This window comes from Cupriavidus sp. BIC8F, assembly GCF_032465815.1.
GTDB lineage: Bacteria > Pseudomonadota > Gammaproteobacteria > Burkholderiales > Burkholderiaceae > Cupriavidus > Cupriavidus necator.
The window spans coordinates 436,097-456,045 of sequence record NZ_CP136094.1 but is presented as its reverse complement, the minus strand read 5'-3'; the positions used below and the strand labels follow the sequence as shown (position 1 = coordinate 456,045).

Annotated in this window: 14 protein-coding genes; 4 read left to right on the top strand and 10 right to left on the bottom strand. The window is 68.8% G+C overall.

The annotated features are described in order from the left end of the window. Positions 1 to 150: 150 nt before the first annotated feature. The 10 genes from RS901_RS02080 to RS901_RS02035 form a co-directional block, all read right to left on the bottom strand. Positions 151 to 1,116, bottom strand: coding sequence for an oligopeptide/dipeptide ABC transporter ATP-binding protein (locus RS901_RS02080; protein ID WP_316151211.1), 966 nt, complete (start codon positions 1,114 to 1,116; stop codon positions 151 to 153). Positions 1,117 to 1,139: 23 nt separating this feature from the next. Further along, positions 1,140 to 2,186: an ABC transporter ATP-binding protein gene (locus RS901_RS02075; RefSeq protein WP_316151210.1), complete on the bottom strand. Its 1,047-nt coding sequence runs from the start codon at positions 2,184 to 2,186 to the stop codon at positions 1,140 to 1,142. Continuing rightward, complete coding sequence (locus RS901_RS02070; RefSeq protein WP_316151209.1) at positions 2,183 to 3,076, bottom strand: ABC transporter permease; 894 nt, start codon at positions 3,074 to 3,076, stop codon at positions 2,183 to 2,185. The genes RS901_RS02075 and RS901_RS02070 overlap by 4 nt, the downstream gene beginning before the upstream one ends. Beyond that, complete coding sequence (locus RS901_RS02065) at positions 3,069 to 3,980, bottom strand: ABC transporter permease (RefSeq protein WP_316151208.1); 912 nt, start codon at positions 3,978 to 3,980, stop codon at positions 3,069 to 3,071. The genes RS901_RS02070 and RS901_RS02065 overlap by 8 nt, the downstream gene beginning before the upstream one ends. 69 nt (positions 3,981 to 4,049) lie before the next feature. Beyond that, a complete protein-coding gene (locus RS901_RS02060) occupies positions 4,050 to 5,648 on the bottom strand; it encodes an ABC transporter substrate-binding protein (RefSeq protein ID WP_316151206.1) in 1,599 nt (532 codons plus the stop codon). Between the two features lie 59 nt (positions 5,649 to 5,707). Further along, entirely contained in the window at positions 5,708 to 6,499 is a 792-nt protein-coding gene (locus tag RS901_RS02055; RefSeq protein ID WP_316151205.1) for an IclR family transcriptional regulator, read from the bottom strand. Positions 6,500 to 6,620: 121 nt separating this feature from the next. After that, entirely contained in the window at positions 6,621 to 8,354 is a 1,734-nt protein-coding gene (locus RS901_RS02050) for an AMP-binding protein (protein WP_316151203.1), read from the bottom strand. Between the two features lie 46 nt (positions 8,355 to 8,400). Beyond that, on the bottom strand, positions 8,401 to 11,727 hold the full coding sequence (locus tag RS901_RS02045; RefSeq protein ID WP_316151202.1) for an acetyl-CoA carboxylase family protein: 3,327 nt from the start codon (positions 11,725 to 11,727) through the stop codon (positions 8,401 to 8,403). A 354-nt stretch (positions 11,728 to 12,081) separates the two neighbouring features. Beyond that, positions 12,082 to 14,142 carry a methionine--tRNA ligase gene (gene metG / locus RS901_RS02040; RefSeq protein ID WP_316151201.1) on the bottom strand — a complete coding sequence of 687 codons (2,061 nt, stop codon included), beginning with the start codon at positions 14,140 to 14,142 and terminating at the stop codon, positions 12,082 to 12,084. Positions 14,143 to 14,430: 288 nt separating this feature from the next. After that, positions 14,431 to 15,069, bottom strand: coding sequence for an OmpA family protein (locus RS901_RS02035; RefSeq protein ID WP_316151200.1), 639 nt, complete (start codon positions 15,067 to 15,069; stop codon positions 14,431 to 14,433). Between the two features lie 339 nt (positions 15,070 to 15,408). On the opposite strand from RS901_RS02035, the gene apbC reads away from it, so the two are divergent. The 4 genes from apbC to RS901_RS02015 all read left to right on the top strand — a co-directional run bounded on the left by apbC (position 15,409) and on the right by RS901_RS02015 (position 19,943). Then, on the top strand, positions 15,409 to 16,497 hold the full coding sequence (gene apbC, locus RS901_RS02030; RefSeq protein ID WP_316151199.1) for an iron-sulfur cluster carrier protein ApbC: 1,089 nt from the start codon (positions 15,409 to 15,411) through the stop codon (positions 16,495 to 16,497). A 27-nt stretch (positions 16,498 to 16,524) separates the two neighbouring features. After that, the gene (locus RS901_RS02025) at positions 16,525 to 17,058 is read left to right on the top strand and encodes a DUF3305 domain-containing protein (protein ID WP_035816578.1); all 534 of its coding nucleotides are present in this window, start codon (positions 16,525 to 16,527) and stop codon (positions 17,056 to 17,058) included. 27 nt (positions 17,059 to 17,085) lie between these two features. Beyond that, entirely contained in the window at positions 17,086 to 17,676 is a 591-nt protein-coding gene (locus RS901_RS02020) for a DUF3306 domain-containing protein (RefSeq protein ID WP_316151195.1), read from the top strand. Positions 17,677 to 17,777: 101 nt separating this feature from the next. Continuing rightward, positions 17,778 to 19,943, top strand: coding sequence for a 4Fe-4S binding protein (locus RS901_RS02015; protein ID WP_316151193.1), 2,166 nt, complete (start codon positions 17,778 to 17,780; stop codon positions 19,941 to 19,943). Positions 19,944 to 19,949 lie beyond the last annotated feature (6 nt).

Genomic DNA, 19,949 nt, shown 5'->3' with positions numbered 1-19,949 from the left:
GCCTGGCTTGAACCCGCAGGGAAGGCTGCTGCCGGGCCGCATGGCGTCGTTGTGGCCTCCTTGCGTGGAATGACCACGCGGCGTCGGCCACGCCTAGCCCTGCGGCCCGGCAGCAGCCTTCGCGCCCCTTTTTCATTCTGAAACGGGTTCTTAGTGGAGCAGGTGGCAGGCGGCCACGTGCGCGGGCGCGGCTGAACCGGCGGCCGGGTCCAGCCGCAGCATGCGGGGGATCTCGGTGGCGCAGGCCGGCACCGCCCGCGGGCAGCGCGGATGGAACTTGCAGCCCGCTGGCGGGCTCAGCGCCGAGCCGATATCGCCCAGGATCAGCCCCTCGGCCGGCTGGTGGTCGGGGTCGGGCCGCGGCGCCGAGCCCAGCAGCGCCTGCGTGTAGGGGTGGCGCGGGGCGCTGAACACGGCGGCGCTGGGCCCGCTTTCGGCCATATTGCCCAGGTACATCACGCCCACGGCCGAGCTGAAGTGCTCCACCAGCGCCAGGTCATGGGCGATCACCACATAGGCCAGGCCGAAGCTGCGCTGGATATCGGACAGCAGGTTGACGATCTGCGCCCGGATCGAGACATCCAGCGCCGAGGTGGGCTCGTCCAGCACGATCAGCCGTGGCTGCAGCGCCAGCGCGCGCGCCACGGCAATGCGCTGGCGCTGGCCGCCGCTGAACTCGTGCGGATAAAGGTCAAGCGCGCCGGGCGGCAGGCCGACGATCTCCAGCAGCTCCAGCAGCCGCCGGCGCAGCGCGGCGCGGTCGCCGCCCTGGCCGTGCGCAAGCAGCGGCTCGGCCAGCAGCATGCCCACTTTCAGGCGCGGATTGAGCGACGAGGACGGATCCTGGAACACCGCCTGCACCTGGCGCCGGTAAGCGAGCACGCCCTTGCGGTCCAGCGCCAGCACGTCCTGGCCGTCGAAGCGGATGGTGCCGGCGCTGGGGCGCTCAAGCAGCAGCAGCTGCCTGGCGATGGTGGTCTTGCCGCAGCCGGACTCGCCCACCAGCGCATAGGTCTGGCCGGCATCCACGGCAAAGCTGACGCCGTCGACGGCGCGCACCGTGCCGCCGCCGCGCGCGGGGAAATGCTTCTTCAGGTTTTCGACTTCGAGCAGCATGGCGCCTCCTGTGTTGCCGTGGCTCAGCCGGCCGAAGCCAGCCAGCAGCTCACCTTGTGGCCGGATTCAAGTTCGATCTCGGGGGGATAGGCGTCATCGCACAGCGGCTTGCGGTGCGGGCAGCGCGCCGCGAAACGGCAGCCGTGCGGCGGGTCGATCAGGCTGGGCGGGCTGCCCTGAATGGCGTACAGGCGCTCGCGCTTTTCGCCGAAGTGGGGGATGGCCTGGAGCAGGGCCTGCGTGTAGGGATGGGCGGGGCGCTGGTACAGCGTGCGCACATCGCCGGTCTCGACAATGCGTCCGGCGTACATCACCGCCACCCGGTGGCAGATGCTGGCGGCCACGCCCAGGTCGTGCGTGATCAGGATGATGCCGACCCCGGTCTGCGCCTGGATCTTGCGGAACAGCGCCATGATCTGCACCTGGATGGTCACGTCCAGTGCCGAGGTGGGTTCGTCCGCCACCAGCAGGCGCGGCGCGCTGGCAATGGCCATGCCGGTCACCACGCGCTGGCGCATGCCGCCGCTGAACTGGTGCGGATAATCGTCCAGCCGCGTCTCGGGCGAGGGGATGCGCACGCTGTCCAGCACCTGCACCACCTGGCGCCGTCGCGCCTCGCGGCTGTCGGCGCGGCCGTGGAAGCGCAGCGGCGCGCCGACCTGGTCGCCCACCGTGAAGACCGGGTTCAGCGAGGTCAGCGGATCCTGCGAGATCATGGCGATCTTGCGGCCGCGGTACTGCGTGCTCATGGTCTTCTCGGGCAGCTGCAGCAGGTCCACGCCATCGAGCAGCACCTTGCCGCCCAGGTGCACGCCGCCCTGGCGCGGCAGCAGGCGCAGGATCGACAGGATCGTCATGGACTTGCCTGAACCGGATTCGCCCACCACACCCAGGGTCTCGCCCTCATGCACATGCAGGTCGACGCCGTCCACGGCGCGCACCGTGCCGCGGCGCAGTTCGAGGTGCGTGGTCAGCCCCTGCACCGACAGCATGGGCGCGCCGCGGGGGGAGACCCCGGCGGCGGGCGCTGGCGACGGGCGTTGCGTCACGTGCGGGTCGGGGCCGGTCATAGCTGCCTCCTTTTCGGGTCGAAGTGGTCGCGCAGCCAGTCGCCCAGCAGGTTGGATGCCAGGCAGGTGGCCATGATGGCCAGTCCGGGCATGGTGATGGCCCACCACGCGTTGGTGATGTAGTTGCGCGCATCGGCCAGCATCAGCCCCCACGACACGTCGGGTTGCTGGATGCCCAGGCCGAGAAAGCTCAGCGAGGCCTCGAAGATGATCACCTGGCCCACCTGCAGCGTGGCCAGCACCAGCAGGGTGTTGAGCAGGTTGGGCAGCAGGTGGCGGCGGAAGATGGTGAGCGTGCCGCAGCCGGCCACGCGCGCCAGCGCCACGTAGTCGCGCTGCTTGAGCAACATCACCTCGCCGCGCACGATGCGCGCATACCAGGTCCAGTAGGTCACCACGATCACCAGCACCACGGTGTTGAAGCCTGGGCCCAGCACCGCGGCCAGCACCAGCGCCAGCGCCAGCGCGGGGATCGACATCTGGATATCGACCAGCCGCATGATGAGCGCGTCCAGGCGCCCGCCGAAGTAGCCGGCCAGCATGCCGGCGGCGGTGCCGATGCCGCCCGAGATCAGGATGGCGTACAGCGCGACCACCAGCGAGATGCGCGTGCCGGCCATGATGCGCGAGAGCAGGTCGCGCCCCATGTTGTCGGTGCCCAGTGGATAGGCCCAGCTGCCGCCCGCCAGCCAGGCCGGCGGCTGGAAGGCCAGGCCGAGGTCGAGGCCGTTGGGGTCGTGCGGCAGCAGCGCCTCGCCGCCGACGGCGCAGACCAGCAGCACCGGAAAGATTGCCAGCGCAAACCAGGGCAGGCCACGCAGGTCACGCCGCCGGCGCTCGCGGGCCGGCGCCGCCGGGGCGCTGGCGGGAGGAACGGTGATCTCAGGCATGGCGGATCCTCGGGTCGATCAGGCCGTAGCTCAGGTCGACCAGCAGGTTGGACAGCACGAACAGCACGGAGGTGAGCATCACGCCCGCCTGCACCACGGGAAAGTCGCGCGCGAACACGGCCTCGACCACGGTGCGGCCGACACCTGGCCAGGCGAAGATGACTTCGACCACGAAGGCGCCGCCCAGCATCGCCGGGAAGTACACGCCGAGGATGGTCACCAGCGGAATGGCCGCGTTGCGCAGCGCGTACTTCCAGATCAGCACGCGCTCGGGCAGGCCCATGGCGCGGCCCATGCGGATGTAGTCGCTGTCGAGCACATCCAGCATGGCCGAGCGCACCACGCGGATCTGCGCCGCCACTGGATACCAGCCCAGCGCAATCGCGGGCAGCACCAGGCTGTTCCACGAATCGCGCCCGAACGCCGGCAGCCAGTTCAGCTGCACCGCGAAGAACAGGATCAGCAGCAGCCCGACCCAGAAGTTGGGCATGGCCTGGCCAAGCATGGCGAAGACCTTGGCAAAGCGGTCGAACCAGGAGCCGCGGTAGACCGCCGACAGCACGCCGAACGGCACCGCCATCGCAATCGAGAAGCCCAGCGCGGCCAGCGCCAGTTCCACCGTGGCCGGCAGCCGCTCCAGGATCAGCCCCAGTGCCGGTTCCTGCCAGCGGTACGAGTTGCCGAAGTCGCCGGTGACGGCATGGCCGAGGAAGACCAGGTACTGCGCCACCAGGGGCTGGTCCAGGCCGAGATGGCGGCGCGTTGCCTCAATCACCTGCGGCGGAGCGTCGGCCGGCAGCAACAGGGCAAGCGGGTCGCCGGACAGGCGCGAGATCAGGAAGATGATCACGCTCGCGCCAAGGATGCTGATCAGGCCGTGCAGCAGGCGTTTCGCAATAGGCATGACAGGCTCCGTCGGAGAATCGTCAGCGGGAATGCCGCACCCGGCTCGGGCGCCGGGCGCGGCGGCGGATCACTGCTTCCAGCTGACTTCCTGGAATGAGCGCCAGTAGTCGCGGATGGGCCAGGGCACGTAGTTGATCTTGTTGTCGCGCCAGGCAAAGGTCACCAGCGGCCGGTAGGTCGGCAGGCCGCCCAGCACGCGCTCCTGCTTGAGCCGCGCGATCTGGCGCAGCAGCGCGGTGCGCGCCGCTGGGTCCATGGTCTGGCGCTGCTTCTCCAGCAGCGCGTCGACCTCGGGGTCGCTGGTGTAGGAATAAGTGCCCCAGCCGCCGCCGCCCTGGTAGCTGTGCAAATGACCGGACCAGGCCAGTCCCGGGTCGCCGGGCAGCCCCTGCGACCACATCCAGCTCAGCACGCCGTCCATCTCCGGCGGGCCCGAGCGGCCGCGCTTGCCCAGGCTGATCCAGGCCCCGTACTCCAGGTTGCGCACCTGGCAGCGGATGCCCACGGAACTCAGGTAGGCATACATGGCTTCGCCCACTTCCTTCACGCCCGGTTCGCGCGGCGTGGTGAGGTTGTAGCAGGGGGTCTCGAAGCCATTGGGATAGCCCGCCTGCCTGAGCAGCTCGCGCGCACGCTTCTGGTCGAAGGCGTAGGGCTTGAGCTCGGGGTCGTAGCCATTCGACTCCTTGCCCACCTGCGCATAGCGCTCGCCCTGGCCGAACAGCACGCGCTTGATGATGGCGTCGACATCGATGGCGTGCGCGGCCGCTTGCCGCACGCGCACATCGTTGAACGGCGACTTCGGCATCTGCGTGTTGAAATTGAGGAACAGGTTGTTGCCGCTCACCAGCGTGACGGTCTTCACGCCGGGCATCTTCTTGAATTCCTCGACCATCGAGGGCGGCACGTTGTCGATGAAATCGACCTTGCCGGTCTTGAAGGCCGCCACCCGGGTCAGGTCCTCGGGAATCACCTTGATGGTCAGCTCCTTGACGCCGGGCCGCTTCTCCTTGTTCCAGTAGCCGTCAAAGGCTTCCAGCTTCAGTTCGTCCTTGACCGTGCGCGAGACAAACTTCCACGGCCCGGTGCCGACCGGCTTGCGGGCGAACTCTTCTTCGCCGACCTTCTGGATGTACTTCTTGGGCATGGCCCACAGCTGCATGTTGCCGACGATGAACTGCGCATCCGGCTCCTTGAAATGCAGCTTGAAGCGGTGCGCATCCACGATCTCGAAACGCTCCACCGACGAGACATAGTGCGAGAAGAAGCTGCTCTTGGGGTCGCGCTGGCGTTGCCAGGAGAACTCGAGGTCCTCGGACGTCAGCGGGTCGCCGTTGTGGAAGCGCACGCCCTTGCGCAGCTGCACGTCGAGCACGGGCTTGCCGTCCTTGCCGGTTTCCAGCTTCCAGTTCTCCGCCAGCCAGTTCTCGTCCTTGAGCGCGGCATTGCGGCGCACCAGCATCTCGAAGATCTGGCCGACAAAGTAGTGGTCGACGCCGGCCGAGATCTTGACCGGATCGAGCGTGGTCGACTCCGCGCCGAAGGCGACGGTGAGGCTGCCGCTGGCCGGGGCGGCCGGCGCGGCGTGGGCCGCGGGGACGGTGGCGGCGGCCAGCATGCCGGCCAGCAGGCGGCGCCGGGCGGCGTCGGTCAACTTCACTTGCATGGTGCTCCTCCTGTTGCGCCGTCTCGTGGCGGCGCTGTTGGTGTGAACAACGGATGCGCTCAGCGCGGGAAGCTGCCTTCCAGCTGGCGTACCACCTCCAGCAGGCGCGGGCGCACCTCGTCGAGCAGGAATGACGGGGACAGGCGGAACGACGGCCCGCCCACGTTGATGGCCATGGGCGGCATGCCATGGCCGGGCTCGAAGCCGCGCGCAATGCCGTTGACGTCCGGCTGCCACTCGCCCATCGAGCAGGTCACGCCCAGGGTGAGGTGGTCCGCCAGGCCCTGTTCGATGCCCTGGCGCAGGCGCGGCCACGCCATGTCGTCGACGTCGCGCACCTGTTCCATGAAGGCCTGGCGCTCCTGGTCCGGCACCACCGCCAGCCAGGCGCGGCCGATGGCCGAGGTGGCGACGGGAATGCGCGAGCCGGTATCGAGCGTCAGCGCGATCGCGGCGCAGCTGCGGCAGTGCTCGACATAGATCATCGAGAACCGGTCGCGCGTGCCCAGCGACACCGTACCGCCGGAAAAGTCCGCCAGCTCCTGCATCAGCGGCCGCGCCACCTTGCGGATGTCCAGCCGTGACAGCATGGCGCTGCCAAGCCGCAGGCAGGCCGTGCCCAGGCTGTACTTGTGGCTGCCTTCGGCCTGCGCCAGGTAGCCCAGCCGGGTCAGGGTGGAGGTCAGGCGCGATACCGTCGACTTGGGCAGCCCGCAGCGGCGGGCGATTTCCTGGTTGCCCAGCACGCGGTCGCAGGTGCGGAAGCAGGCCAGCACTTCCAGCCCGCGCGCCAGCGCGGTGACGAAGTGGCGGTCTTCTTTGAAGGCATTGCCGGTGGATCGGTCCTGCATAACCGTTGGCTCCTTCGTTGTGCCGTTGCACGCCAGCCGCGCTTGCTCGACGCGCAGGCGTGCGGCACGCGCGCGCGGCGTCCTCGTCCGGTACGGCGGTACTACCCGGCAGCGATCCCGTTCAGCCGCCGGCCTCGGTATCCAGCAGGGCCTGCAGCTCGACCTTGCGCACCTTGCCGGTGGCGGTCAACGGGAACTCGGGCAGGATGCGGATCTCGGGCACCTTGTAGACCGCCATCTGCTCGCGGCACCATGCATGCAGCGTGTCGGCAGTGATGCCGTCGGCGTGCTCGGCGCGCAGGCGGATAAAGGCCACCGGGACCTGGCCCTTGTCCGGGTCGGGGCGGCCCACCACGGCCGAGCCCAGCACCGCCGGGTGGCGCGACAGCAGCACCTCCAGCTCGGACGGGAACACGCTCATGCCGCGCACCTTGAGCATCTCCTTGCGCCGCCCCAGGAAATGCAGGTAGCCCGCCTCGTCATAGGCGCCGATATCGCCGGTGCGGAACCAACCGTCGCGGAACACCTCGGCATCCACGTCGGGGCGGCCCCAGTAGCCCTTGAACAGCGACGGCGTGCTGACCACGATCTCGCCTTCCTCGCCGACCGGCAGCACCGCGCCGGTGTCGAAGTCGCAGATCTTGATGCGCGTGCCCGGCACCGGCAGGCCGACAAAGACCGGGCGGCCGCGCAGGTCCATGTCGTCGTCCTGCATGCCGGTGGTGAAGGTGTCGCTGGTATGGGTTTCGGTCATGCCCCACGCGCCCTCGGCAATGATGCTGCCGGTCAGCGCGTGCCAGCGCTCGCGGATGTCAGGTGTGATCTTGCGGATGAACGAGGCCGCGCGCGTATGCTGCAGCGAGCGCAGGTCGTAGCGGCCGCAATCGGGGTGGTTCATCAGCTCGACCGCGTTGTCCACCACCACGAAGGTGCGGTTGACGCGATAGCGCTCGATCGCGGCCATCACCGCCACGGGGTCCCAGCGCGCCAGCAGCACCACCGTCGCGCCGCTGAAGATCGGGTAGATCAGCCCGAGGTTCTCGCCCGCGATCCAGAACATCGGCAGGAAATTCAGCATCACGTCGTCGGAGCCTTCCGCCAGCCGTTGCGCATCGACACCGCCGGTGAGCGCGTAGGAAGCCGCCGCGGTGTAGACCATGTCGCGCTGCGTGTGCATGCAGCCCTTGGGCAGGCCGGTGGTGCCGCCGGTGTAGTTCAGTGCGGCGAGCGCGTCCATGTCGACCGGGGGCAGTGCCACCGGCTCGGTGTCGCGCAGCGCCTGCAGCAGGTCGATGGTGCCTTCCACGGCCAGCGGGGGCGCGTCGAGTCCCGCTGGCAGCGGCAGCTCGGGCCGCGCCGGCAGCATCGCGCCGGCACTGGTGGTGTAGACGGTGTGCAGCCGCGTCTGCGCGCGCACCGACATCAGCAGCGGCGCAAGCTGGTCCTGCACGATGACTGTGGTGGCGCCGGCATCGTTCAGCTCATAGACCAGTTCCTGTTCCTTGAAGAGCGGGTTGACCGGCACATAGACCGCGCCCAGCTTGAGGATGCCGTAGAAGACCACGTGGAACTGCGGGCAGTTGCCCATCATCACTGCCACCCGGTCGCCTGCGCCCACGCCGCGGCCCTTGAGCAGCGCGGCGCAGCGCTCGGACAGGTCGTCGAGCTCGGCGTAGGTCACGGTGGTGCCGTACCAGACCAGCGCGGCGTGGTCCGGGCGCTTGCGCGCCCACGCGCGCAGGTAATCGCCCAACGGGGCCTCGCCATGGGGGTAGACCGGTGCATCGGGCAGGCCGGTGGGCCAGATCTTGCGATGCCGGGCTTCCAGGTCCTCGAAGAACGCCTGTTCGTTCATCTGCTGTCTCCTCTTGCTTTCGCTCTGGTTCTGTCCGCCGCCGCGCCTACCAGGCGTCGACGAAGGTCCGTATCGGACGCTGGGGATTGGCGGCGCCGGCCTCGAGCCCGCTGACCACCCACTGGCGGGTGGCGGCGGGGTCGATCACGGCGTCCAGCTCCAGTGCCGCAGCGGCGTTGATGGCATGGCCGCGCTCGTACATCTGCGCCACCAGCTGCTGGTACAGCGCATCGCGCTGCGGACCGGCCGGCAGCGCTTCCAGCTCCTTGCGGAAGCCCAGCCGCACCGCGCCCTCCAGGCCCATGCCGCCGAACTCGCCGGTGGGCCACGAGACCGTGAAGGTCGGCGCGCGGAAGCCGCCCGCGGCCATCGCCATCGCGCCCAGGCCGTAGCCCTTGCGCAGCACCACCGCCAGGAACGGCACGCGCAGCTTGGCGCCGGCGACGAACATGCGCGACACATGGCGCACCTGGGCGCGGGCCTCGACCTCCGGGCCCACCATGAAGCCCGGGGTGTCGATCAGCGACACAATCGGCAGCCCGTGCGCATTGCACACCTGCATGAAGCGCGCGGCCTTGTCGGCGGCATCGGCATCGATGGCGCCGCCGAGGTGGCGCGGGTTGTTGGCGAGAATGCCGACGGGCCGGCCTTCGATGCGCGCCAGCGCGGTGTGGATGCCGGTGCCGAAGCCGGCGCGCAGCTCCAGCAGGCTGCCCGCGTCGGCCAGGCCGGCGATGGCGGCGCGCGTGTCGTAGACGCGCAGGCGGTTCTCTGGCACCACCTGGCGCAGCGCCAGCGCGTCAGGCGCCTGCCAGTCGTCGACGCGGCCCTGGAACATCGACAGGTAATGCCTGGCCGCGGCCACGGCATCGGCCTCATCGTCGACCAGCAGGTCAACCACGCCGTTGTGGTACTGCACCGTGGCCGGGCCGATATCCTCGGGGCGGAACACGCCCAGGCCGCCGCCTTCGATCATGGCCGGGCCGGCCATGCCGATATTGGCGTTGCGCGTGGCGATGATCAGGTCGCAACAGCCCAGCAGCGCGGCATTGCCGGCAAAGCAGCGCCCGGAGGCGATGCCCACCACCGGCACTTCGCCGCTCAGCTCGGCGAAGGCGGCGAACGAAGGCTGGTACAGGCCGGCCACGGTGGGAAAGTCGATGTCGCCCGGGCGGCCGCCGCCGCCTTCGGCAAAGATCACCGTGGGCAGCCGGTTCCGCAGCGCCACCTCCAGGATGCGGTCGGTCTTGATATGGTTGCGCTTGCCCTGGGTGCCGGCCAGCACGGTGGCGTCGTAGGCCAGCACCGCGCAGCGCGCGCGCTCCGGGGCGAACAGGCTGCCGTTGACGGCGCCGGTGCCGGTGATCAGGCCGTCGGCCGGGGTGTTGGCGATCAGGTCGGCCTCGCTGCGCCGGCTGGCCTGTGCCGCCAGCGCCAGGCCGCCGTATTCGCGGAAGCTGCCGGCATCGCACAGGTCGTCGACGTTCTCGCGCGCGGTGCGCTGGCCGCGCGCATGGCGGCGTGCCACCGCCTCCGGGCGGGCCGCGTCGTACAGGAAGGCATGGCGGTCGAGCACGCGCTGCAGGTCGGCGCGGATCGTGGCGGGGTCGGCGTGCTCGGCTTCGCCGTTGGCATGGCCGCCGGCGTCGGCCGGCTCCAGCACCAGCATGACCTGGCCCTCGGCGACTTGCTCGCCTGAAGCGGTGCGCAAGTCGATCACGCGGCCGGCGCACTCGGCCACGATGGCGTGCTCCATCTTCATTGCATCGAGCACGGCCACGGTCTGGCCGGCCTTGACCAGGTCGTTCTCGCGCGCCAGTTCGATCACGCGCCCGTTCATTGGCGCGCGCACCGCGGACAGGCCTTCGCCCAGTTGCTCCTCGAAGCTTGCCGTGCTGGAAGGTGCCGCCACCCTGGGGGCGGTGCCTCCTGCCAGGGCCTGCCGCGCCGCGTCCTGCGCCGCAATCTGCGCGGTGCGTTCCAGCAGGGCGGGCAGCGCGGCTTCCATATAGCGCGTATGCACGCGCTGGCTGGCAAAGTCCTCGCGCTCGGCCAGCGCCCGCAGCAGGTCGAGGTTGGTGGCGATGCCGCCGATATTGAATTCCCCCAGCGCGCGCTGCAGGCGCCGCACTGCGTCAGCGAAGTTGTCGCTGGCGGAAGTGACGATCAGCTTGGCCAGCAGCGTGTCGTAGTGCGCGGACGGTGCATAGCCGGTATAGCCGTGGGTGTCGACGCGCACGTCCGGCCCGGTGGGCGGATCGAAACGCTCCAGCCGCCCCTGTGCGGGCCGTGCCAGCCCTTGCGCGTCGGTGGCCTCGGCATTCACGCGCACCTGGATGGCATAGCCGCGCACGCGCGGCGGGTGTCGCGGGTCCAGCCCCAGGTCTGCCAGGCGCCGGCCTTCGGCCAGCCCCAGCTGCACGGCTACCAGGTCCACGCCGGTGACCTGCTCGGTGACGGTGTGCTCGACCTGCAGGCGCGGGTTGGCTTCGATAAAGACAAAGGGCAAGACCGCGCCATCGCGGCGCGCGCCGTCCTCGGGCTCTTCGACCAGGAATTCAAACGTGCCCAGGCTGCGGTAGCGCGCTTCGCGCGCGAGCGTGCAGGCGGCATCGACAATGCGCTGGCGCAGCGCCGGATCCAGCGCCGGGCTGGGCGCGATCTCGACCACTTTCTGGAAACGGCGTTGCAGCGTGCAGTCACGCTCGCCCAGTGCGATCACGTGGTGGCCGTCGCCGGCGATCTGCACTTCGATATGGCGCGCGCGGGCCACCAGCCGCTCGGCGTAGATGGCATCGATGCCGAAGGCCGAGCGCGCCTCGGAGCGGCAGCGCGCATAGGCTTCTGCCAGGGCGTCGCGCTCGCGCACCACGCGCATGCCGCGCCCGCCGCCGCCGCCCACCGCCTTGAGCACCACGCCGGCGCCGTCCTGCTCGTCAAAGAAGGCGGTCACCGCGTCGAGCGTGGCGCCGCCCGCGGTGGCGGGCATCACCGGTACGCCGCAGCGTGCGGCCAGCGCCAGCGCGCGGCCCTTGTCGCCGAACAGGGCCAGCTGCTCGGGGTCGGGGCCGACAAAGACGATCTCCGCGGCTGCGCAAGCGCTGGCAAAGTCGGCGCGCTCGCTGAGAAAGCCATAGCCAGGGTGGACGGCGTCGCAGCCGGTGGCGCGCGCTGCGCTGATGATGGCGGGAATGTCCAGATAGGCGGCGGCCCCCTGGCCCTGAAGCGCGACAGCTTCGTCGGCCAGCAGGCGGTGCCGGCTGGCATCGTCGTCGGTGGCATAGACCGCCACGGTGGCGATGCCAAGGTCTCGTGCGGCGCGCTGCACGCGCAACGCGATCTCGCCACGATTGGCGATCAGGAGCTTCTTCACAAATGTCCCCTTCATGCGAAGCGGCATCGCGCAAGCAGCGTTGCGTGGCCGGCTTCTGTTTTTTGGTTTGTGATTCTGCGAGGTGGAATCTACGCGGCTCGTCCAGGGGTCACAAGCGCGATGCGCCGGAACCATGTATGACATGCCGCGCGTGCATAGCGCGCGAGCGAGGGGGAGGGGGAAGTGCTGCCCGTTCTGTTCTGCATTGCAGAATCTCGGGCGGTGTGGCGGGTCGATCCAGAGGCCTGGCTGGCCGTGTATCGCTACCGATGGGACGCGCGGAACATGGCGTTACCGCGGGTTTGCCGCCCTCTCCCGCGAGCGGGAGAGGGGAACGGCGATGAGTGCTCTGCTTCAGCCGATGCGCATGCCCGGCACCGCGCCCTCGTGCGGTTCCAGGATATACAGGCCCGGCGCGGCCTTCTCATCCGCGGCCGATGCCGCCAGCACCATGCCTTCGGACACGCCGAACTTCATCTTGCGCGGGGCCAGGTTGGCCACCACCACGGTCAGTTTGCCGACCAGCTGCTCCGGCGTGTAGGCCGACTGGATGCCCGAGAACACGTTGCGGGTGCGGCCTTCGCCGAGGTCCAGCGTCAGCTGCAGCAGCTTGTTCGAACCTTCCACCTTCTGGCATTCGACAATCTTGGCGACGCGCAGGTCCACCTTGGCGAAGTCGTCGATGGTGATGGTGTCGGCGATCGGCTCGATCGCCGCGCCCGCGGCGGCCGGCGCCGCGGTTGCCTGCAGCGATTCGCGGTTGGCAGCCAGCAGCGCGTCGACCTGCTTGGCATCGACGCGCGTCATCAGGTGCTGATAGGCCTGCACCGGGCTGGCAGCCGACAGTTGCTTGTCGATGGCACGCCAGTCCAGCGGCTCGACGTTCAGGAAGCGTTCCACGCCGGCAGCCACGTTCGGCACCACCGGCTTCAGGTACACCGTCAGCAGGCGGAAGGCTTCCAGCGAGACCGAGCACGCCGCATGCAGTGCCGCGCGCTTGTTTTCGTCCTTGGCCAGCTCCCACGGCTTCTCGGTGTCGACGAAGGCGTTGACCGTGTCGGTCAGCTCCATCACCAGGCGCAACGCCTTGCTGTACTCGCGCGCCTCGTAGAGATGCGCCACCTGTGGCGCGGCCTGGCGCAGCTGCTCCAGCAGCGGGTGGGCCAGTGCGGCTTCATCGACCTTGCCTTCGAAGCGCTTGACCAGGAAGCCCGCGGCGCGGCTGGCGATATTGACGTACTTGCCGATCAGGTCGCTGTTCACGCGCGCGATGAAGTCATCGAGGTTCAGGTCGAGGTCTTCCATGCTCGCGTTGAGCTTGGCGGCGAAGTAATAGCGCAGCCATTCCGGGTTCATGCCGGTGTCGATATAGCTCTGCGCGGTGATAAAGGTGCCGCGCGACTTGCTCATCTTGGCGCCGTCCACGGTCAGGAAGCCGTGGGCGAACACATTGGTCGGGGTGCGATAGCCCGAGAAGCGCAGCATCGCCGGCCAGAACAGCGTGTGGAAGTACAGGATGTCCTTGCCGATGAAGTGGTACTGCTCGGCGGTGGAATGCGGGCCGACCCAGGCGTCGAAGTCGATGCCCTGCTTCGCGGCCAGGTTCTGGAAGCTGGCGTAGTAGCCAATCGGGGCGTCCAGCCACACGTAGAAGTACTTGCCGGGCGCGCCGGGGATCTCGAAGCCGAAGTAGGGCGCATCGCGCGAGATGTCCCAGTCGGACAGGGTCGAGGCCTCGCCCTCGGCGCCCAGCCATTCCTGCATCTTGTTGGCGGCTTCGGGCTGGGCCAGGTCGGCCACCCATTCGCGCAGGAAGGTCTCGCAGCGCGGGTCGGACAGCCTGAAGAAGTAATGGGCCGACGACTTGCGCACCGGCGTGGCGCCGGACACCACCGAATACGGGTTCTTCAGGTCGGTCGGCACGTAGGTGGTGCCGCAGACCTCGCAGGAATCGCCGTACTGGTCCTTGGCGCCGCACTTCGGGCACTCGCCCTTGATGAAGCGGTCAGGCAGGAACATGTTCTTGACCGGGTCGAAGAACTGCTCGACCTCGCGCTCGGCGATCAGGTCCTCGGCCTTCAGGGCCAGGTAGATCTTTTCGCACAGCTCGCGGTTTTCTTCCGCGTCGGTGCTGTAGTAGTTGTCGAACGACACCAGGAAGCTGTCGAAGTCGCGCTTGTGCTCGGTCCAGACGCGGTCGATCAGTGCCTTGGGCGTGATGCCTTCCTTCTCGGCGCGCAGCATCACCGGCGTGCCGTGGGTGTCGTCGGCGCCGACGTAGTAGACCTCGTTGCCCATCATGCGCTGGAAACGCACCCAGATATCGGTCTGGATGTATTCCACCAGGTGGCCGATATGGATCTGGCCGTTGGCATAAGGCAGGGCGGATGTGACGAGGATGCGACGTGCGGTCATAAACAGGAGCCGGTCAGGAGCGGGGAAATATCAGGGGACGGCGCCAGCCAGGAGGGGGGGGCGCGTGCCGGGAAGGGGCTATTTTAGCAATTGGCCAGCGCCTGCGCGCCGGTTCCGCATGGCGGAATGGCGAAACCCACGGATCCGTTCGGCCAAAAAAAAGCGCCGGTCAGAGCCGGCGCAGCTTTCCACAACGGAAAAGGAGGAGAAATCAGGTACCGCCCGGGAGGTCAGCCACCCATCGCGAGCCAGCAACGGTGGCAAGCGGCACCTGTTTCTATGACAAGGTCATCCTTGAATTGGTTTCAAAAAAATTTCGACGCGGCGATTTTGTGCCCGTCCGGCCTCACTGCCGTTGTCCGCAACCGGCTGGGATTGCCCGCGCCCTTCGGCGGTCAGGCGGTTGCGTGCGACGCCGCGATCACCCAGGTAGCCGGCCACGCTCTGGGCGCGGCGCTGCGACAGCTGCAAGTTGTAGTTGGGGTTGCCGGTGCTGTCGGTATGGCCCACCACGTTTGCGCTCACGTCCTGGTGCTGGCCCAGGGTCTGCGCGACCTGGTCGAGCACCGAGCGGAACGACGGCTTGATGGTGGCGCTGTCGGTATCGAAAGTCACCTGGCTGGGGATGTTGACCTTCAGCGTGCCATCCGGCTGCTCGGTGATCTGGGTGCCCGTGCCCGCGGTGTCCTTGTTCAGCTTGCCGCGGATGGCGTTCCAGTTGTAGCCGGTTGCGCCGCCGATGGCACCGCCCACCGCCGCGCCCACCAGCGTGCCGGTGGTATTGCCGCCGATCAGGTTGCCAAGCCCGGCGCCGACCGCGGCGCCCACGCCGGTGCCGACTGCCGTATGGGTCTGCTGTTCAGTGGCGCAACCCGCGGCCAGCAACGTGGCAGCGGCGAGCGAGACGGTAACGAGCTTGATCTTCATGCTTTCTCCTTCTGATGTTCCCGTAAATGTTCTTGGTACCGCATCGCGATGGTAACGCCAAGGCTAGCGGCAGGTAACCCTTTGTACGCGTCGGGCCCCGGCCGGTCCTGACACCGCCTGCGGTGCCGACGTACCGGGCCGTCCAACCGCACTACAATATGGATATGGCGGCGCGCGCACAAGTGCGAGCTTGTGAGATTTGTAAATGTCTGTAATCCCACACCCCATGCAGGGTATTGCGCGTGGATTTCCGGCCTTCATGGCCGGTGCTGCATACTTTGATACATTAGGCGCAGGCCATCATGCGCCAGTCCCCCAATCATCGAAGCGGAGTTTGTCTTGAGCGTCAGCACTGAGCAGGTCACCGAAGCCCTGCGCACCGTCATCGACCCCAATACGGGCAAGGACCTGGTGTCCACCCGCTCGGCCAGGAACATCCGTGTCGACGGCGGCGATGTCTCGCTGGAAGTCGAACTCGGCTACCCCGCGAAGAGCCAGTTTGATCCGATCCGCAAACTGGTGGTTGCTGCAGTGCGGCAGGTGCCGGGCGTGAGCAATGTCAGCGTGGCCGTGACCATGAAGATCGTCGCGCACGCGGTGCAGCGCGGGGTCAAGCTGCTGCCGGGCGTGAAGAACGTGATCGCGGTGGCGTCGGGCAAGGGCGGGGTGGGCAAGTCCACCACGGCCGTGAACCTGGCGCTGGCGCTGGCGGCAGAGGGCGCGCGCGTCGGCATGCTCGACGCAGACATCTATGGCCCGAGCCTGCCGATGATGCTGGGCATCGACGGCCGCCCGGAATCCGCCGACGGCCAGACCATGGAGCCGCTGGAAGGCCACGGCCTGCAGGCCAACTCGATCGGCTTCCTGATCGAGCAGGACAACCCGATGGTATGGCGCGGCCCGATGGTGACTTCGGCGCTGGAGCAGCTGCTGCGCCAGACCAACTGGCACGACCTGGACTACCTGATCGTCGACATGCCGCCGGGCACCGGCGACGTCCAGCTGACGCTGTCGCAGAAGGTGCCGGTCACCGGCGCGGTGATCGTCACCACGCCGCAGGATATTGCCCTGCTGGACGCCAAGAAGGGCCTGAAGATGTTCGAGAAGGTGGGCATTCCCATCCTCGGCATCGTCGAGAACATGGCAGTCTACTGCTGCCCGAACTGCGGCCATGTCGAGCATATCTTCGGGCACGGCGGCGGCGAGAAGATGTGCGCCGACTACGGCGTGGACCTGCTCGGCAGCCTGCCACTGAACCTGCAGATCCGCGAGCAGGCCGACTCCGGCCGTCCGACCGTGGTGGCCGAGCCCGACAGCCCGGTGGCAGAGACGTACCGCGCCATCGCGCGCAAGGTGGCGATCAAGGTCGCCGACAAGGCGCGTGACATGACCAGCAAGTTTCCGAGCATCGTGGTGCAAAACACCTGAGGGCGCGGCGCGCCGCGCGCAGCAACCATGGACAGCCAGCCTACCCCCGACCTGCCGGCACCCGGAGCCCGCCCCGCCGTCACCATGGCGGTGGTGATGCGCAAGGTCGCGCTGGCCAACCGCTGGCAGCCGTGGAAGTGGGAGCTGGACGCGGTGCTGCCGGACCTTGGCGAGTTCGGCACGCACCCCGTGTGCCTGGAGCATGACGCCCATGGCGCGCACTGGCTCTACCCAGGCTTTGAGGTGACGCTGTTCCGCGACCAGGGCGAAGGCTACTACCTGAACCTGACCTCGACCACGCCGTGCTGGTTCGTGCTGTGGCGCATGCCAGAGGATGACGGCGATGGCGAAGAAGCCCATCCAGTGCCGATGACCGTGACGCTGTCGTACAACGAGGCCGGCCGCTGGCTCGATGCCGGCGAGACCGTCGAGAACGTGCCGCTGGCGCCCGAGCAGCGCGAGTGGCTGCAGGCCTATGTCGACGAGCACTACCGGCCCGAGCCCAAGCAGCGGCGCCGGCCCGAATCCTTCAAGGCGCCGGAAGACCGCGCCCGCTACTGACCCTGACGACCTGAGCTTGCCCTGCCGATGAGCGATTCGTCCTTCCTGTCGCGCTGGTCGCGCCGCAAGGCCGCGGTGCGGGAGGGCATGCCCGTGCCGGCCGAGCCGGCACCGCCGGCGGTTGCCGACGCCGTCCCCGCGACCGCCGGGGCAGCACCCGAAGCGCCGCAGGTACCGGCCCCGACGCTGGAGGACGTGGCGGCGCTGCGCCCCGGCGACGAGATCGCCCGGTTTGTGGCCCGCGGCGTGGATGAGTCGGTCAAGCGCGCGGCGCTGAAGACGCTGTTCGCCGATCCGCACTTCAATGTCATGGACGGGCTCGACATCTATATCGACGACTACAGCAAGCCCGACCCGATCCCGCCGGAGATCCTGCGCCAGCTGCGCCAGGCCGATACGCTGGGGCTGTTCGAGCCGACCGACGAGGAACGCGCGGCGGCACAGGCCGCGGCCGCCGCCGCGGGGCCTGCGGATGTACCGCCGGCGGCGCCCGCCGAGTTCGCCGAATCCGGCGAGACCGCCGACACTACGGACATACCCGCACCAGTCGAAACGCCGCAGCAAACGGTAAGTCAAAGGGCAGAACAGGGCCCGCAAGACCCGCATAAATGCGCGTAGCCCCACAGGTGCAGCGCAGCCTACAATAGGCATCCCCACAATCCGCCGGCCTGCAGACCCCTCGCCAAGAAGGACGTCCGGACCGGTCAGCTGCATTCGCCATGCCGACGCTGATCTGCAACTGCAACGACACCATGCCGCTTGACGGGGCGGCATTGTCCGAAGCAACCAAGGACGCCAACCAGGGCCCCTTGAAGGTCCATCACCTGCTGTGCCGGCGCGAGATCGGCGACTTCACCGCCGCGCTCGACGGCACCGACGACGTCATCGTCGCCTGCACCCAGGAACGCCAGCTATTTACTGAAGTCGCAGCGCAAGCCGCGCAGGGCAGCGATGGCCGCCCGGTGGTGACCGCGCCGGTGCGCTTCGTCAATATCCGCGAGACCGGCGGCTGGTCACAGGGCGCCCGGCGCGACCCGAAGACCGCCAATGCCAAGATTGCCGCGCTGCTGGCGGTGGCCGCGCTGCCAGAACCTGACCCGGTGCCGGTGGTGGATTACCGTTCCGACGGCGCGGTGCTGGTGCTGGGCCCGGCCCAGCGTGCGCTGCCGTGGGCCGAGCGGCTGGCCGCGATGCAGCTGGAGGTCACGGTGCTGCTGACCGGCAGCGACAAGCGTGAAGGCGCCGCGGCGCAGCCGGCGGCGCGCGCTTATCCGGTCCACAGCGGCCGGCTCGCTTCGCTGACGGGCTGGCTGGGCGCATTCGAGGCCAGCTGGGAGACCGGCGCAGGCCGCAGCAACCCGATCGACCTGGACCTGTGCACCCGCTGCAACGCCTGCATCGACGCCTGTCCTGAAGACGCGATCGACTTCAGCTACCAGATCGACCTGTCGCGCTGCCGCTCGCACCGTGCTTGCGTGCGCGCCTGCGGCGCCGCCGCGGCGATCGACTTCGACCGCCCGCAGGGCAGCGTGCAGGGTCGCTTCGACCTGGTCTTCGACCTGTGCGACACGCCCGCCTTCACCATGCACCAGCCGCCGCAGGGCTACCTGCACGCGGGCGCCGATGCCGCGCGCCAGCAGGCCCAGGCGTTGCTGCTGGCAGGCCTGGTGGGCGAGTTCGAGAAGCCCAGGTTCTTCCGCTACAAGGAAAACCTGTGTGCGCATGGCCGCAACCAGACCACCGGCTGCACCGCCTGCATCGACATCTGCTCGACCGAGGCCATCGGCTCGCGCTGGCATGACGGCAAGGGACGCATCGAGGTCACGCCCAACCTGTGCATGGGCTGCGGCGCCTGCACCACCGTGTGCCCGAGCGGGGCCATCAGCTATGGCTACCCGGGGCCGGAGGTGACGGGCGCGCGCCTGAGGACGCTGCTGTCAGCGTACCGCCAGGCCGGTGCGCGCGATCCGGTGGTGCTGCTGCATGGCGAGGAATACGGCACGCCAGCGCTGCTGGCCCTTGGCCGTGCCGCCCGCGGCGGCAAGGCCAAGGGCGTGCCCGCCAATGTGATGCCGTTGTCGCTGTTCCACCCGGCCTCGGCCGGGCTGGAGTTGTGGCTCGCCGCGCTGTGCTGGGGCGCCAGCCGCGTAGCGGTGCTGCTCACCGGCGACGAGGCACCGCAGTACCGCACCGCGCTGCTGGAGCAGATCGCGGTCGGGCGCGCCATGCTGGCGGGCCTGGGCTATGACGGCGAGGTGCTGTCGTTGGTCGAGGCCGCCGATACCCCGGCGCTGGATGACGGCCTGGCGGCGTTGCGCCCGGGCCGCAATGCACTGCCGCCGGCGCCGTTCGGCCCGGTCGCGGCCAAGCGCGAGATGCTGGACTTTGTGCTGGATCACCTGGCGCGGCACGCGCCGGTGCCCGCGCAAAGCGTGCCGCTGCCGGCCGGCGCGCCGATCGGCGCGATCGCGGTGGATACGGGCAAGTGCACCATGTGCATGGCCTGCGTCGGCGCGTGCCCGTCGCAGGCGCTGCGCGACAACCCCGAGCGCCCGGTGCTCAGCTTTATCGAGCGCAACTGCGTGCAGTGCGGGCTGTGCGAGAAGACCTGCCCGGAAGACGCCATCAGCCTGGTGCCGCGCCTGCTGGCCGGCGACGCGGCGCGCCGCCCGGTGACCCTCAACGAGACCCAGCCGTTCCATTGCATCCGCTGCGCCAAGCCGTTCGGCACGGCGCAGATGGTGGAGTCCATGCTGGTGCGCCTGGCCGGCCATCCGGCTTTTGCCGGCGCCGCGGCCGAGCGCCTGAAGATGTGCCCTGACTGCCGCGTCATCGACATGATCGAGCGCGATACGGGAACCGCCACCGGCGCCACGCTGCGCTGACGGCGG